Origin of the sequence: Demequina aestuarii (assembly GCF_000975095.1) — a bacterium.
Classification (GTDB): domain Bacteria; phylum Actinomycetota; class Actinomycetes; order Actinomycetales; family Demequinaceae; genus Demequina; species Demequina aestuarii.
On the sequence record NZ_BBRD01000001.1, the window covers coordinates 113,355 to 128,146 of the forward strand.

Consider the following 14,792-nt stretch of genomic DNA (forward strand, 5'->3'; position numbering starts at 1 on the left):
GACACGCCCTGTCATGTGACGTCGCCGCACCGGGCGGCACTCCCATCGGCCCGGTTCACGTGTCGTCAGCGCCGCCGCCCCGGCACGCGCGTCACCGCGGGGTACGTTGTGAGGGCAAGCGATGTCCACCACGAGGGAGCCCACGATGCCGGTGTCCGACGGCCGCGACGAGTCGCCCCAGGAGAACGCACCCGCGGACCAGCCGCCTGCGCGCTTCTCCCCCTACCTAGCCGCCAGCCCGGTGACCAGTACCCCCACCCCGGCCTCGCCCGCGACGCCGTCGACGCCACCCTCGGGCGCATCGGCCGCCGAGGAGCCTGACGCGACTGCGCCGTGGGCGGCGGTCCCGCCGCCGCAGGCCGCGACGGTCGCTGTCCCGCCGGAGCCGGAGCCCGAGCCCGCGTCATCCGCCAGCGCGCCAGGTGAGGACGAGACGCAGCTGCTCGACCCCGTGGGCGAACGGCCCACGGAGGTGATGCATGAGGTCCCCGCTCCGGAGCCCGACCTCGTCGCCGTGCCCACGGGCCCGCCGCCCTCGAACGCGAGCGACCACGACGATGACGCCGGCGCACCTGACTCAGCGCCCGGTGACACCCCGACGACTGACCGCACCTGGATGGGCGTGTCCGCCTTCATCGCCGGTGCCCTGCTCCTGAGCCTCGTGGCGATCGTGCTCGGTCACCTGGGCCTCTCGGCGGCCAAGCGCGGGAGAGCGGACCACCGCAGTTTCGCCATTGCCGGCCTGTTCCTCGGCTACGTCGGTCTCATCGTCACCGCGGTCGGGGTGTGGTTCCTCGTCGCAGCCCCCGTGGACGCTGCCGACGTGGACGTCCAGGCTCAGCAGGACGTCAGCGCCGTCGGTGCAGCCGCAGCCACTCTCGCGGTGCAGACCGGCGAGTTGCCCGAGGTCACGCAGACCGACGGCGGGTACGCCGTGGGTGGTGACGAGATTCCCGCCCAGCTCACCGCTGCGCGCGAGCTGGGCATCGCCGGATCCGGAGCGTCCGAGTGGTGCCTCGAGATCTCGTACGAGGGCGGCGAGGAGTCGGCCTTCTCCTACACGGCGACGTCAGGGATGGCGCCGGGCCTGTGCCCCGCATCCTCCTGACCGTCGATACCCAGCACGGCCGATGCGCGGACGGGCGTCAGCCCTCGAGGACGGTGCCATCCGCGACGTGTGACGGCTCACCCGCATCGTCGAGCGTCGCCGCGCCCCGCACCACCACGTCGGCACCGAAGGTCCAGTCCCCGCGAACGGTGAGCGACGTGGCCTCGCGCAGCGACGGCGCACCGTGCGGGAACCGTGCGTCGAACGCCTCCATGGTCTTGAAGTACGCCGGGTCGAGGTCCACCAGCGGCGCCGCGTCGACATCGAGGCGCAGGGCGCCGTCGTCGGCCAGCCGGTAGGCGTCGGAGCGCAGCGTCAGCAGGTCATTGGTGGTCTTGACCGGCAGGAACCGGTCCCGACCCACGACGATCGCCGTGGCGCCGTCGAACACCTCGATCGCCGCTCCCATCGCGGATTCGACCTGATACACCTCGGGTGAGGTCGGGTCCGTGGGGTCCACCGTCTTGCGGTTGCGGATCAGGGGCAGCCCCAGCACCGCGCCGCGTTCGGTGAGCGCCTGATGCAGCGCCTCGAGGTCCCACCAGAGGTTGTTGGTGTGGAAGAACGGGTGACGGTGCTCGTCGGTGAAGAAGTCCATCTCCTCCGGAGCGGTCTGGGCGGTGTCGCGCAGGATCAACTGGCCGTCGGCCTTGCGGATCGCAAGGTGGCCGCCCTTGCGGTCGGCGGCGGTGCGGCGGCACAGCTCTGCGGCGTACGGCGCGCCCGACTGCGCGAACCAGCCCGCGATGCGCGCATTGGGCACGGCGCCCAGGTTGTCGGAGTTGGAGGCGCTCGCGTAGCGGAAGCCCTCGTCCAGCAGCTTCTCGAGCACTCCCGACGAGAGCAGCGCGGTGTAGATGTCGCCGTGGCCCGGGGGGCACCATTCGAGAGAGGGGTCGGCGGGCCAGTCGACGGGGGTGAGGTCGTCGACGCGGAGCTTGGGCTCGCGGTTCTGCAGGAAGTCCAGGGGCAGCCCGTCGACCTGGATTCCGGGGGTCGCGCCGAGCGAGCGCAGCGAGTCGCTCTGCGTGCGGAACGAGTTCATGAGGACCAGGGGCAGCCGCGCTCCCGTCGCCTGGCGCGCGAGCCGCACCTGGCTGGCGATGAGATCGAGAAAGCTCTTGCCGTCGCGCACTGGCAGCAGAGACTTGGCGCGGTCCATGCCCATCGACGTCCCCAGCCCACCGTTGAGCTTGATGATCGCCGTCTTGGCCAGCGCCTCGCGGCGGGCCTCGTCGTCGACGTCCACCGCGTCGAGCCGGTCGGGCTCGAGCAGCGGCTCGATGGTGTCCTCACGGATCAGGCCCGTCGCGCCAGCCTCGAGCTCGCCGTAGTAGTGGCTGAAGACGTCGATCGCCGCCTGGTCCACGCCAGCGGCGCGCATCTTGTCCTGGGCCTGTGAAAGTCCTGTTGCACTCATGGACACGAGCCTAGGGCAGGCCAGCCGATGCGGGCACGGGGGGTCGGCGCGTGCCGGTCTGAGGGGCGCCGGGGTGCGCTTGCTTGAAATGAGGACGTAAGGATCTGCGCCTCCCTGGACAATTCCCGATATGGAGCGAAACAACGAGCTGTGCGATGGCCATCTGGGCGCCCGCCCGCAGGCACCGTCGGACAGTGCTGTGCGATTCGAGCAGCTCTGGGATTCCTACGCGCATCGCATCAGTGCCTACGCTGCCCGGCACGTCGGCCCCGAGGTTGCGCAGGAGATCGTCGCCGAGACCTTCCTCGTGGTGTGGCGACGCCTGGATGATGTGCCACCCGAGCCGCTGCCGTGGCTCATCGTGGTCGCCCGCAACACCATCTCCGTCGCCCGTCGGACTGAGCGTCGGGCGCAGAACCTCGAGTCCGTGTTGGCGCGGCTGGCGGAGGTCGCAGCGCCTGCGGCGTCCGACCCTGAGGACGTGGTCGTCGAACGCGAGGCCATGCTGCTCGGCATGGCGAGCCTGACCGAGGTCGAGCGTGAGGCGCTGCTCCTCACCGCGTGGGACGGTCTGGGTGCGGCCCAGGCTGCCCTCGTAGTGGGGTGTTCTACGACGGCCTTCCACGTGCGGCTTCATCGCGCGCGGAAGAGGATCGCGAGCCTGATCCACGCCTCCGAGCGCTTCGCTCCCACCAAGCCGCTCGCCGGCGCATCGGCCGAACGGCCTGACGAACCGCCGACACCACCGTCGCCGGAACCCCCCACCGGCCCACTGACCACGCCACGACTGTCCTGGAGGAACCAATGAGAACAGACACGGTGGACACCGAACTCAGGCGCCTCGCGCCCGCGTCCACGGACTCCGAAGCGCTTGCCGCTACTCGCGCACGGGTGATGGCCGTCGTCCGCGCCGCCGGAGAGGCGCAAGAGGTCGCCCGAGCTGCGAGCGATGGCGCGGTGGTCCCTCTCGCGCGGAGGTCGGCCCGTCGCCGTCTCTCGACGCGAATCGGGGCAGCTGCCGCCATCACCGCGGCGGGAGTCGTCGGCGTCACGATGTGGCCGGACTCGGACGCCACCTGGATCCCCGCCGCCTACGCGAGCTGGCGAGCGGTGCCGGAGCCCGTGACTCCGGGCGACGCCGAGGCGCAGTCGGCGGCGTGTCTCGACATGGCGCGAACCGGTGATCCCGACGGTGCGCGTGATGAACTGCTCCGTCTTGATGATCTCGTGCCGGTTGTTGCGGAACGGCGCGGCGACTGGACGTACACCCTGCTCACGGCCGAGACCGGCGGCGTCGAAGCGAGCTTCACATGCCTGCGGCCGCTCGACCCGCACTCCCAGGAGATGAGCAGCGCTGGTGGCGGCAGCGGTGGCACCGTGCCGTCACCTGCCTCGGACCAGATCCAGTGGTTCGGCGGAGGCTGGAGCATGAACTGGGCCGACTCCTGGGGCTACGCCGGCGATGACGTCGAGCGGGTCACGGTGACGCTCTCGAATGGGGTGGTGGTGGACGCCACGGTCTCGAACGGCTACTTCGCGGCGTGGTGGCCGAGCCTGCCGTTGATCGATGACGTCGACCAGGCCCCGTACACGCTGACGTGGTACCTGGAGGATGGGACGCTGGGCGGAGTGGAGGACTGGACCGCGTCTTCAAGAGTGCCGCAGGACGGTTAGCGTTCGCGCTCCCGTCCGGGGGAATGGAGCGGGTGACGGGAATCGAACCCGCGCTATCAGCTTGGGAAGCTGAAGTTCTACCATTGAACTACACCCGCGCGCACCGCCGTCAGCGGTGCAGGACACCCATAGTAGCCGCGCGCTCCACCGCCGGGAAATGCGGCGAAGCGCGCGAGCCGGTCAGGCGTCCCGAGCGATCAGCGAGAACGACGCGGTGCGCGTCTCTCCCGGCTGGACCAGGAACAGCCCGGTGCCCTCGACACCCTTCGCGTCCAGGGTGAAGGCGTCGTTCGCGTTCGACACCGGCTCGAACGCCCAGAACGGCTCATGCTCGGGGATGTACAGCACCGCGTGCTCGAGCAGAGCGTCGGCCTCGACGTCGAGGGTCACGGCGCCCGGCCACTCGATCGTCGCCAGGCGCTCGCCCCGGCGACCCGTCAGGCAGTCGTCGACGAACTGGTCGCCGAGCTCGCGTGCCTCGCGGAAGTCCGCCGCCGCGCGAATGTCGCCCGCGCCCGCATCGGGCATGCACGCCTCGAGGTCGTAGCCCTGGTCCGCCTCGATCTGAAGCCGCGCATCGGCCGAGCCCGCGACCGAGCGCAAGAAGTAGGGGTGGTGGCCAAAGCCGGCGGGAAAGGTCTCGTGGCCCGTGTTCGTCACCGAGTAGGTCCACACGAATCGGTCGCCCTCGAGCGCGTACGTGAAGCGCGCGGTGAAGGTCCACGGCCAGTTCACCCCGTACACGTCGCGGGAGGTGAACTCCAGCACCACGCGGTCGGAGGAGTGCTCGGCCACCGTCCACGGGTAGTCCCAGCCGGCGCCGTGGATCGCGGTGCCATCGGGCCAGTTGACGCGGAGCTGGAAGGAGCGGTCGCCCCACCTCAGCACTCCGTCGCGGATCCGGTTGGACCACGGGACCAAGGGGTAGGACGCGGTCTCGTTCGGGCCAGACGCGCCCTCGGGCGTGGGGCGCAGCACGTCGTGCCATGCATCGCCGATGCGCGCCTCGCCGAAGGCGATCGAGCCGCCGATCTCGGGAGCGAAGCCGATGCGCCAGCGGTCGTTCTCGATCACGGGCCTGGGGTGCGTGGAGGTGTCAGCCATGGTGCCCATTGTGGCGCATCGGCCCTGGTCTCGCGCGATGCGCCAACCGGTGTGGCGATCCTTGGGCTGAGGCCGATGCTGCGGGCTCGATGCGGGGCACAATGTCCTCATGGCGGGGGTGCGGTGGGCCACATCAGCGATCGTGTGCGCGATCGCGCTCGCGTCCTGCGATGGCTCGCCTGCGACTCCCTCGCCGTCGCCCAGTGCGGGGGTGTCGCCGCCACCCGTCGCGGCCGTGGGCGGGACGGCGTTCCCTCGCACGCTTCAGGCCGACCGCCTGGTCGAGGTGCAGGTCGAGACTCCCGGCGATGAGCGCGGCATCGTCGTGTCGGTCGCGCTCGACTCGCCGTACTTCGGACAGTCGGGCACCGTCCCCACGAACGTGCTGCTCGAACCCGGGTGGATCGCGCGGCTCCGCGTGCCGCTCGGCCCTGCGCTGTGTCCCGCCGGCTCCGGCTCGTCCGTGGCGACGGTGGAGGTGCGTGCGTACGAAGGCGTGGACGTCGCGGAGCGCGAGGTCACGCTCGAGGACAGCGCACTCCGGGACATCAACACGACCGAGTGCCGTCAGCGCCTCGCCACCGACGCCGCCGCACCCTCGTTCGCGACCGAGCCAGTGGTCAGCGGTGACGCGCTGCAGACCTCCGTGGTGCTCCAGCGCGGCTCCTCGCGCGCCGAGGCGACGCTCACGGCGCTCTCGGGCAACGTGATCTTCGCTCTGGAGCCGGCGGATGGCTCCATCCCGGTGACCCTCGAGGCCGGTCAGGAGCGGACGGCCGTGCCGGTCACCATCCGTGCCTCTCGGTGCGACGCTCACGCGCTGGCGGAGTCGAAGAAGACATTCGTCTTCACCGCCTCCTACGACGTGGGGGGCGAGAGCGTCACCGTCGAGTACCGCGCCGAGGGAGCCACGCAGGAGGCACTCCAGGCGCTGGTCGATCAGTGCGCCGCACGGAGCGAGTCGGACGGAATCGGCGGGCAGCGATGACCGTCCCCGCGTCACGTGGTCGTGCCCCGGGAGACTGGTGGCGACGGATGGGCCGTGAGCGTGCACGATCGAGCTGCGTGACTTCTGGCCCTTCGGGAAGGGGAGGGTCGTCGCTGGTAGATCGGCGATCCTCGAGCCGAGTGGGAATAGCGCCAGTTGAGGGGCGGTTGGCACTGGTGCAGGTGTCGCCCAGGGAGAGTCCCCGTCGCACAACGCGGCGCGCGGCATCGCCTACTCGGGAGGTGCAGTACCAATGGCTATAGGCTCCGGCATTTTCTTGATCGCGCTCGGCGCGATCATGGCTTTCGCGCTCAATGAGAGCGTTGACGCGGTCGACCTGGAGCTCGTGGGGTACATCCTCATGGGCGCTGGTGTGGTCGGCATCATCATCTCGCTCGTCCTGAACCGTCAGCGTGCCAACACCACGCACCGCGAGGTCAAGGAAGAGCACGTCGACGAGCACCGTCGCAACATCGACAGCTGATCGTTCCCCCCCCTCACTCACCCACGTCGGGCCGCGACCTCACCGGTCGCGGCCCGACGTGCGTCTGGGGGCGGTGCATCAGGGCTGCCCGCTGGCGTCCTCGATCTGCTGAGCCCGCAATCGCAGCACGGCGTCCTCGCGGGCGTTGGTCTGGGTGGGGTAGGTGAACTCCAGCAACGGCCGATGCCGGTGGTACGTGACCTCGAGGTTCCAGTGACGCACGGACCACAGCGTCGCGCCCAGTGCCACCGCGATCGCCGCGATGGCGCCCACACCGATCGCCCAGCGCGGGTTGGCGTCGCCGATCCACCCCACCAGCGGCGAGCCGAACGGCGTGGACCCCAGCAGGATCATCGAGTACAGCGCCATCACTCGCCCGCGCATGTGGGTCGAGGTGCTGGTCTGGATCGCCGCGTTCGCTGAGGTCAGCATGGTGAGGGCGAAGAAGCCGACCGCGACCGATACCACGAGGTACCACTCGTACGAGGGCATCACCGCCATCAGGGCGCTCGCGATGCCGAACATGAATGCGGAGCCGAGGATCAGCCGCAGCCTCACCTGGCTGCGCCTCGCCGCTAGCAGAGCACCGGCGAGAGAGCCGATCGCCACCACCGAGCCCATCAGCCCGTAGTCCTCGGGACCGCGATCGAACTCGATGCGCGCCATCAGCGCGCTGGTCATCTGGAAGTTCAGGCCGAGGGCCGCGACCACGGAGACCACGATCATCACCACGATCACGTCGGACCGTCCCCGCACGTAGCGGATCCCCTCCCGGATCTGTCCGGGGCTGCGGGGGGCGCGCTCGAGCGGAACGAGTTCAGACGACCGCATGAGCAGCAGCGCCACGATCGTCGCGATGAAGGTGAGCCCGTTGACCACGAACACCCAGCCGATGCCGATCCACGCGACGGTCAGTCCGGCGACCCCCGGCCCGATCAGTCGGGCGGCGTTGAACGACGCGCTGTTGAGCCCCACGGCGTTGGTGAGGCCGTCGGGCGGCACGAGCGACGCGACGAACGTCTGGCGCACCGGGACATCGAGCGCGCTGACGATGCCGAGGCCGAAGGCGAAGGCGTACACGTGCCACAGTTCCGCCTGTCCGAGCAGCACCAGGGCCCCCAGACCGAGACCCAGCATCGCGGCGGCGCCCTGCGTGGCGATGAGCAGCGCCCGCTGGTTCATGCGATCCGCGAGCACACCGGCCCATGGGCCGAGGATCAGGAAGGGGAGGAACTGGAGCGCCGTCACGACTCCGACGGCGACGCCGGAGTCGTTGGTGAGCACCGTCAGCACGAGCCAGTCCTGGGCCACGCGCTGCATCCAGGTGCCCACGTTGGAGACGAGTGCGCCTGCGAACCAGAGCCGGTAGTTGACGTAGCGCAGTGACGCGAACGTACGGCTCATGGTGTGCGGCCGTGTGCGGCGAGGCGAGACATGCCACCAACTTACGTCGGTCGCAGGCCGCCGAGGCGCGGTTCGAGTGCCCGGTGAGCGTGAGCAGGACGCTAGCGTGGGCGCATGCCTGAGACGATTCCGCGCAAGCCGTTGCAGTGGGCCCAAGTGACGGTGATCGGCGCGATCGGCGTCGGCATCCTCGCCTTCGGCATGTGGATCATGGTGTTCTTCTGGGTCCTGTTCTCCTTCATCGATTCCGTCGATTGGCTGCCGACGGTCGTGAATGTGATCTCCGCGGCCCTCGCAGTAATCCTCCCGTTCGTGGCCTGGCGAATGCTGGCCCGTGGCTCGCGCGAGGTCATCGACATGCAGGAAAGCATCGAGATCGAAGGCCTCGACTCGGTGGTGGGGGAACTCCCGCGCTCGACCCACCGGGCCAGCATGGAGCAGGTCACGGACGCTCTGGTGCGTCTCAACGAACTCGACCTTCCGTACTCGGTGGCGGTCGACGGTGATGTACACAAGGCCACGGTGACGGTCGAGTGGCGCACCGAGGAGCTCCGCTGGCGCACCCTGCTGACACGCGGGCGGCAGGTCATGCGGTGGCGCATGCTCGTGAAGCTCGACGGCGAGACGGGTCGCTACACCTTCACGGAGTTGGCGTCGACCTCCACGCTGGTCGGGTCAGGTGCGAGCGCGTCCTTGACCGGAGCCAGGAGCTGGTCGCGGGCGAAGTCGATGGGCGCCGGCTCGGTGACCAAGGTGTGGGCCGCGGGGCAGGTCGACAGCCCGGCGGGAACAGCGTCCTCGGGCTCGATCCGCCTCGTCCCGGCCGATGCGAAGGTGCCGGTGTTCCGCATCCTGCGCGCGCACGGATGGCGGCCCAAGCGCGACAGCGCCTTCTGGCGGCAGTGGGAGTACTAGCCGCCGCAGGGCGCGGCCCTGACGCGCTCGGGCCCGAGCCGGCGTCCCGGGCGGCGACCAGAGAGACGTCGGGCTTGACAGTCCTGCCAGCGATCGGCACGGTCATGCGCCCCACGCCGACGACGCGATGACCGGGGCCCCGCAGCACGAAGGCGAACGGCGCGAGCCAGGGGTCGCCCCGGTAGATGTGCCAGTGATAGGGCTCGAGGCCGGCGTCAGCGACCCCGACCGGGGCCTCTCCCTTTCCCGGAGCCGGGTCCCGCTCGTCGTCACGGAGCACGGGGGTCTCCCGCCCGCCGTAGCGGTCCTACGTGACGACCCTCATGGCGTCACCACGACCTTGCCGCGCGCGTGCCCGGACGCGACCCGCGCCATGGCCTCCGAGCCGCGCTCGAGAGGAAGGACGACGTCGAGCAGCGGTGAGAGGGTGCCGTCGCGCAGCGCCCCTGCGATCGACTCGAGCGCCGCCGTCGACGGCGTCGACAAGAACGCTCGATACCGTCGGCGCAGCAGCACCCGCCGCGCGTGGCAACGAGCGACGCGCATGAGCGGCCCGCCGTCAGGGCCGGGCAGGCCGCTGTTGGGCAGCACCACGCCCGTGGCAGAGGTGAGTGCGTGGAGCTCCTCCATGGGGGTGGCCCCCACGTTGTCGAAGATCACGTCGAACCACGCGGGGAGGTCCGCCACGGATTCGCGCGTGTAGTCGACGATCGCGTGCGCACCCAGGGCCCGGACGGCGTCCGCATTGCGGCCCGAGCACACGGCCGTCACGTGGGCGCCCGCGTGCGTGGCGAGCTGCACCGCGAACGACCCGATGCCGCCTGAGGCCCCGATGATGAGCACGCGCTTGCCGTTCGCATCGGCGTCCGGCGGGAGACCTCCCGCGACGAGCCCGTCGCGAGCCGCGAGCGCCGCCATGACGGACGCCGCGGCATCGACCCACGGCACGCCCTCCGGGACTCGCGCGATGCGGTCGCCCCTGGCGAGCGCGTATTCGGCGAGGGACCCGGAGGACGCCTCGCCGAACACGCGGTCGCCTCGACGCCAATGCGCCACGTCCGCGCCCACTGCGACGACCTCTCCAGCGACGTCGGAGCCGCGCACGGTGACCTTGGGGCGGCGCGCTCCCGCCGCGAGTCGCAGCACCTTCGGCCGTCCGCGCATGAGGAACACATCCGCGGGGTTGAGCGCCGCCGCCGCGACGCGCACGAGTACGTCTCGCGGCCCGGGGGTGGGAACGGGCAGCCGGGTCGCCGCGAGGTCGTCCGCCTCGCCATAGCGGTGCTGGGCGATCACGGCCATCGTCGCGGGGAGGTCCGAGGAGGGCGTCTCGACCCGTGCGTCGGAGGGGCGCATCACGCACCCACCGTCGCCGGCGCGGCGGCGACCGTGGCATGCGCACGCGGGCGGATGCCGGCGACCAGAAGATACCCGATCATCCAGAACTCCGCTGCGGTGGCCGGAAGCCCGAGCGCAGTGACGAGCCACTCCGGTGAGCCGGCGAATCCGTAGCCGACCAGGCCGGAGATGAGATATCCCGAGCCGCCCACGATCAGCAGCCACCCGAGCGTGACGGGGAACCTCCGCGTGGTCAACGCCGCCCAACCCATCGGGATCAGCCACAGCCCGAAGAAGACGGTGCCCATGCCCCAGGTCGCCGTGCTCAGCGCGCCGAGCGCTCCCACGGTTCCCGCCGCATCGGCGCCGGCGACGATGCTCGGATCGCCGGCGATGGCTGTGGCGGCGATCATGAAGGCTCCGGACGCCATGATGGCGGCGGAATTCATGAGCCCGAATGCGGCGATGGCGAATGCGGCGACGGGGCGCACGTCCCTCAGCAGGCGGTAGAACCACACGGCGGCCAGCGCCTGGGTGACGACGACGCCCATCTCGAGCAGCACCGCCGTGTGGGCCAGCGACTGCTCGCCGGCGAGGTTCGCGAGGGTCTCGGCCGCATCGGCCGTGTAGAGCTGTGGACGCACGACGAGGAAGCCGAGCATGCCGGTGACGGCGAGCCCCAGGTATGCGAGTCCGGCGGCGCGCGCCGTCCGGACGGTGTCGGTGGTGGTCATGGTGTCTCCTTCTGCGCCCGTCGCCGGGCGCGCTGAACTCTCGTATGGGTGCACTGAAGAGAGGTCACGTCGCGTGACCGCGGTGCGCTGGGGATGCGCGTGGGCCGGGTGGCGGCCGATGCGCAGGCGGGCGGCGCTCGGGGGCGCCCCTCGCTAGGCCGGGTCCTCCTCCGGATACTGGAAGACGTCGTCGAGCGGGACTTGGAAGGCCCGCGCGATCTGGAAGGCCATCTCGAGCGACGGTGAGTACCGTCCCTGCTCGATGGCGATGACCGTCTGGCGGGTGACGCCGATGCGCGCCGCAAGATCGGCCTGGGTCATCTCACCGTGCGCGAACCGCAGCGCGCGGATCGCGTTGGTGACCCTGGTGGGACTGGCTTTCGACGGGCGGCCCATCAGAACCCCCGCCGGTAGGCGCGGATCTTCACGACCGCCTCGACGCACGCGCCGACGAAGCCGGCGGCGAACGCCGCGTTGCCGATCCAGAACGAGTCGGCATCCAGCATCGCGAGCACCAGCACGGCGAGCATGCCGGCCGAGACCACGCCGTAGGTGGCGCGGTTGCCGAGCCGCTCGATGGCCTTGTCGCGCTCGTCTGACCCGAGCTCGATCTCCGGGTCCCTGCCGCGGACGGCGAGCCCGATCGCCGCGCCGATCGCGGCGAGGATCGAGCCCACGATGGTGCCCGCGATCGACACGCCGATGGCCCACAGCATGGGCACCACCCACGAGACCTCCTCGATGGGCTGACTGAGGGCGCGCGGGATCACCACGGCGGCGTAGGCGATCGAGGTGGTGAGGAAGACGGCGAGGTAGACCCAGACGGCGCGCTCCTCCACGGTCATGGGCGCGCGCTCGTCGTCGTGGGGCGCGCGCAGCTCGTGGCGGCTCATCGGTCCAGACCTTCCCGATACGCCTCGATGGCGACGCCGGCGCCCACGAGCGATCCCAGCCATGTGACGATGAGCAGGGTGTTCGCCACCCAGAAGGGGTCCGCGTCGAGCGCCAGCATCACGAGCGCGGCGAGGACGCCGAGGCTCGTGAGACCGGACGCCGCGAACTCCGCCTGCGTCTCGATGCGGTCGGTGCGTTCATCCGTGACGCGCTCACCACGGTGGCGGGAGCGCATCACGGCGTAGGCGGCCGCGTACACGGCACCGCCCACGCCCACGCACCAGAGCATGGGTCCCTGCCACGCGACGCCAGCGAGGGGGAGGTCGTCGGTGAGGGCCCGCACGACGACGATGGCGACGTAGGTGGCCATGGTGGTGACGCTGATCGCCGTGCCCACCAGTGTGTGGCGCTGGGAGAACTCCATGGTGCTCACGCTCCCCTGACGCCGGCGATCGCCTTCGCGATGGCGCCGAAGACTGCGGGCACGTCGTTGGCCTCGGCGGCGAAGCCGTACGACCATGGTGTCTTCTGCTCGAAGGTCATGCGCGTCTCCGATGTTAAGAGTTCTTGACACCACGAATGTAAGGGACTCGTGACATGGTGTCAAGAGTTCTTGACATTGCGACCGCGATGGAGCCGTGGCCGCCGCACCCGCCGGCGAAACAGCGGCGTCATCTGGCGGCCGTAGGCTGGATGCATGACCCATGTCGATGACGACGTGCTGGCCGCATGGGTGGCTGCCGTGGTGCCGGAGGCGGCCGCCGCCGTGTCCGCGCCCGCACTGACGGCTCGTCTGAGCGCGATCCTCGCCGACGATCACCCAGGCGGTGCCTCCCGATTCGCCGCGATGGCGGGCCGCATCCCCGCGGCGCGTGCGGCCACCTCCCAGGACGATCCCGATGTCCGGTGGTTCTCGCGGCTCGCGGCGCGGGTGCACCTGGCTGACTCGAGGACCTGGCTCGGGCTGGGCTGGCGCCCCGCCCCCGTGTCCGTGCCGGAAGGGTCCGACATCGCCGACGAGGTCATGGCGTCGCTCGTGGGACACGCGGAGCTGCAGCCGCGCTACGACGCGATCGTGGTCGGGTCCGGTGCCGGGGGATCGGTCGCCGCCCAGGAGTATGCGGAGGCGGGCCTGCGGGTGCTCGTGATCGAGCGCGGCGGCGCGCCGCCGACTCGCGCCCTCGCCCGTGACCACCTTCGCAATCCGCGTGCCGACGCAGGGCTCGACGTGCTGACCGGACCCCCCGTCGTCGGCAATCCTCGGGTGCTTGCAGACGGCACGGTGGTGACGTCCGCCGACTCACGCTGGGGTAACAACGCGATGACGCTCGGCGGTGGCACGCGCGTGTACGGCGGCCAGGCGTGGCGCCTGTCGCCGAATGACTTCCGGATGGCCACCACCTACGGTGTGCCCGAAGGGAGCACCCTGGCCGACTGGCCGGTGTCTTACCAGGACATGGAGCGCTACTACGCCCATGCGGAGTTCGAGTGGGGGGTGTCCGGGGCACCGGGCGACCCGGCGACGGAGGGCCCACGTTCCAGTCCGTACCCACTGCCGCCGATGCCGCGCACGCCCGGCGCGCAACGCCTCAAGGAAGGGGCCGATGCGCTCGGCTGGGAGACCTTGCCCGTGCCGCTGCTCGTCAACTCGGAGCCCTACCGGGGGCGGGCGGCATGCGTGCGCTGCGCTCAGTGCGTGGGCTTCGCATGCCCGGTCGGAGCGAAGGCCGGAGCGCAGAACACGACCTTGCGACGCGCGGCCCGGACCGGACGCCTCGGCATTCTGGCGGGCGCACAGGCGGTGAGGCTGACGACGGATCGCACCGGCCGCATCACCGGAGTCGAGCTCCGCAGCGCTGACCCTGCACAGCCGTGGCACGCCAGCGTCGAGGCGGAGCAGGTGGTGCTCGCCGCGGGCGCGGTCGAGAGCGCCCGGCTGCTGCTGGCAAGCCCCCACGCCCTCGAGCCCAATGGGGTGGGAAACGTCCATGACCAGGTGGGGCGACACCTCCAGGCGCACGTCTACGCGGGGGCGCTGGGGATCTTTGCGGACCGGGTCGAGGAGGGCACGGGTCCGGGGCCGGCGATCGCCACCAACGACTTCCGTCACGGCAATCCTGGCGTCGTCGGCGGCGGGATGCTCGCGAACGACTTCGTGCCCACCCCCGCGTCTGCCTTGGGGTATCTGCAGGACGCCGGCCTGCTCCCTCACGCGGGTCCCGGCATCGTGAGCGGGCTGCGGGATCTGGCGCCGCGCATGCAGCGAGTCGTGGGGCCCGTCCACGAGGTCACGACGGCCGATGCGCGCGTCACGTTGGACGCACGCGTCACCGACCACACGGGGATGCCGGTGGCGAGGCTCTCCGGCGACGTTCACCCCGAGGACCTGCGGGCTCAGCGGTTCCTGACCGACCGCGCCGAGGAGTGGCTGCGGTCCGCCGGCGCGACCACGGTGGTGCCGATGGCGCCCCGCGCTGCAGGCTCCGGCCCGAGCGTGGGGCAGCACCAGGCCGGCACCTGTCGGATGGGCAGCGACCCGCGGACGTCGGTGGTGGATCCGCTGGGGAGGGTGTGGGGTCACGACAACCTGCGCGTGGTCGACGCCTCGGTTCACGTGACCAATGGGGGCGTGAACCCGGTGCTCACGGTGATCGCCAACGCCTATCGGATCATGGACGCTGCGGTGGGTGTGCGGGAGTCCGACGAGGCGTACAGCGAGTGACCCGGAA

General features: G+C 70.7%; 15 protein-coding genes and 1 tRNA gene. 7 read left to right on the forward strand and 9 right to left on the reverse strand.

The annotated features are described in order from the left end of the window. The first annotated feature begins 121 nt into the window (after window positions 1–121). Complete coding sequence (locus AOP72_RS00495; RefSeq protein WP_062130911.1) at window positions 122–1,108, forward strand: DUF4190 domain-containing protein; 987 nt, start codon at window positions 122–124, stop codon at window positions 1,106–1,108. Between the two features lie 37 nt (window positions 1,109–1,145). Here AOP72_RS00495 and AOP72_RS00500 read toward each other — a convergent pair whose 3' ends face one another. Further along, the gene (locus AOP72_RS00500; protein ID WP_062130914.1) at window positions 1,146–2,528 is read right to left on the reverse strand and encodes a UTP--glucose-1-phosphate uridylyltransferase; all 1,383 of its coding nucleotides are present in this window, start codon (window positions 2,526–2,528) and stop codon (window positions 1,146–1,148) included. 130 nt (window positions 2,529–2,658) lie between these two features. Here AOP72_RS00500 and AOP72_RS00505 point away from each other — a divergent pair, with 130 nt between their 5' ends. Both AOP72_RS00505 and AOP72_RS00510 read left to right on the forward strand, forming a co-directional pair. After that, on the forward strand, window positions 2,659–3,336 hold the full coding sequence (locus AOP72_RS00505) for an RNA polymerase sigma factor (protein ID WP_084631060.1): 678 nt from the start codon (window positions 2,659–2,661) through the stop codon (window positions 3,334–3,336). Further along, window positions 3,333–4,202: a hypothetical protein gene (locus tag AOP72_RS00510; RefSeq protein WP_152650193.1), complete on the forward strand. Its 870-nt coding sequence runs from the start codon at window positions 3,333–3,335 to the stop codon at window positions 4,200–4,202. The genes AOP72_RS00505 and AOP72_RS00510 overlap by 4 nt, the downstream gene beginning before the upstream one ends. Before the next feature lie 24 nt (window positions 4,203–4,226). Here AOP72_RS00510 and AOP72_RS00515 read toward each other — a convergent pair. Together AOP72_RS00515 and AOP72_RS00520 are read right to left on the reverse strand one after the other, a co-directional pair. Further along, a tRNA-Gly gene (locus AOP72_RS00515) sits at window positions 4,227–4,300 on the reverse strand. A gap of 82 nt (window positions 4,301–4,382) precedes the next feature. Then, a complete protein-coding gene (locus tag AOP72_RS00520; protein WP_193746328.1) occupies window positions 4,383–5,306 on the reverse strand; it encodes an aldose epimerase family protein in 924 nt (307 codons plus the stop codon). A 109-nt stretch (window positions 5,307–5,415) separates the two neighbouring features. Here AOP72_RS00520 and AOP72_RS00525 point away from each other — a divergent pair, with 109 nt between their 5' ends. Continuing rightward, a complete protein-coding gene (locus AOP72_RS00525) occupies window positions 5,416–6,294 on the forward strand; it encodes a hypothetical protein (protein ID WP_062130919.1) in 879 nt (292 codons plus the stop codon). A gap of 253 nt (window positions 6,295–6,547) precedes the next feature. Then, window positions 6,548–6,778, forward strand: coding sequence for a DUF6458 family protein (locus tag AOP72_RS00530; protein ID WP_062130920.1), 231 nt, complete (start codon window positions 6,548–6,550; stop codon window positions 6,776–6,778). 78 nt (window positions 6,779–6,856) lie between these two features. Here AOP72_RS00530 and AOP72_RS00535 read toward each other — a convergent pair whose 3' ends face one another. Further along, the gene (locus tag AOP72_RS00535; protein WP_062130921.1) at window positions 6,857–8,182 is read right to left on the reverse strand and encodes an MFS transporter; all 1,326 of its coding nucleotides are present in this window, start codon (window positions 8,180–8,182) and stop codon (window positions 6,857–6,859) included. A gap of 114 nt (window positions 8,183–8,296) precedes the next feature. Between AOP72_RS00535 and AOP72_RS00540 the strand changes: the two genes are divergently transcribed. Beyond that, window positions 8,297–9,097, forward strand: coding sequence for a hypothetical protein (locus AOP72_RS00540; protein WP_062130922.1), 801 nt, complete (start codon window positions 8,297–8,299; stop codon window positions 9,095–9,097). 321 nt (window positions 9,098–9,418) lie between these two features. Here AOP72_RS00540 and AOP72_RS00545 read toward each other — a convergent pair whose 3' ends face one another. The 5 genes from AOP72_RS00545 to AOP72_RS00565 all read right to left on the reverse strand — a co-directional run bounded on the left by AOP72_RS00545 (window position 9,419) and on the right by AOP72_RS00565 (window position 12,487). Beyond that, complete coding sequence (locus tag AOP72_RS00545; protein WP_062130925.1) at window positions 9,419–10,453, reverse strand: NAD(P)-dependent alcohol dehydrogenase; 1,035 nt, start codon at window positions 10,451–10,453, stop codon at window positions 9,419–9,421. Further along, window positions 10,453–11,169: a DUF4386 domain-containing protein gene (locus tag AOP72_RS00550; protein WP_062130928.1), complete on the reverse strand. Its 717-nt coding sequence runs from the start codon at window positions 11,167–11,169 to the stop codon at window positions 10,453–10,455. Before AOP72_RS00550 ends, AOP72_RS00545 begins: the two co-directional genes overlap by 1 nt. A gap of 153 nt (window positions 11,170–11,322) precedes the next feature. Next, window positions 11,323–11,565: a helix-turn-helix transcriptional regulator gene (locus tag AOP72_RS00555; RefSeq protein ID WP_062130931.1), complete on the reverse strand. Its 243-nt coding sequence runs from the start codon at window positions 11,563–11,565 to the stop codon at window positions 11,323–11,325. Further along, the gene (locus AOP72_RS00560; RefSeq protein ID WP_062130934.1) at window positions 11,565–12,062 is read right to left on the reverse strand and encodes a hypothetical protein; all 498 of its coding nucleotides are present in this window, start codon (window positions 12,060–12,062) and stop codon (window positions 11,565–11,567) included. Before AOP72_RS00560 ends, AOP72_RS00555 begins: the two co-directional genes overlap by 1 nt. Then, window positions 12,059–12,487 (reverse strand): hypothetical protein, encoded by a 429-nt coding sequence (locus tag AOP72_RS00565; RefSeq protein WP_062130937.1) that lies wholly within the window; start codon window positions 12,485–12,487, stop codon window positions 12,059–12,061. Before AOP72_RS00565 ends, AOP72_RS00560 begins: the two co-directional genes overlap by 4 nt. Before the next feature lie 273 nt (window positions 12,488–12,760). Between AOP72_RS00565 and AOP72_RS00570 the strand changes: the two genes are divergently transcribed. Beyond that, a complete protein-coding gene (locus tag AOP72_RS00570) occupies window positions 12,761–14,785 on the forward strand; it encodes a GMC family oxidoreductase (RefSeq protein ID WP_152650196.1) in 2,025 nt (674 codons plus the stop codon). Window positions 14,786–14,792 lie beyond the last annotated feature (7 nt).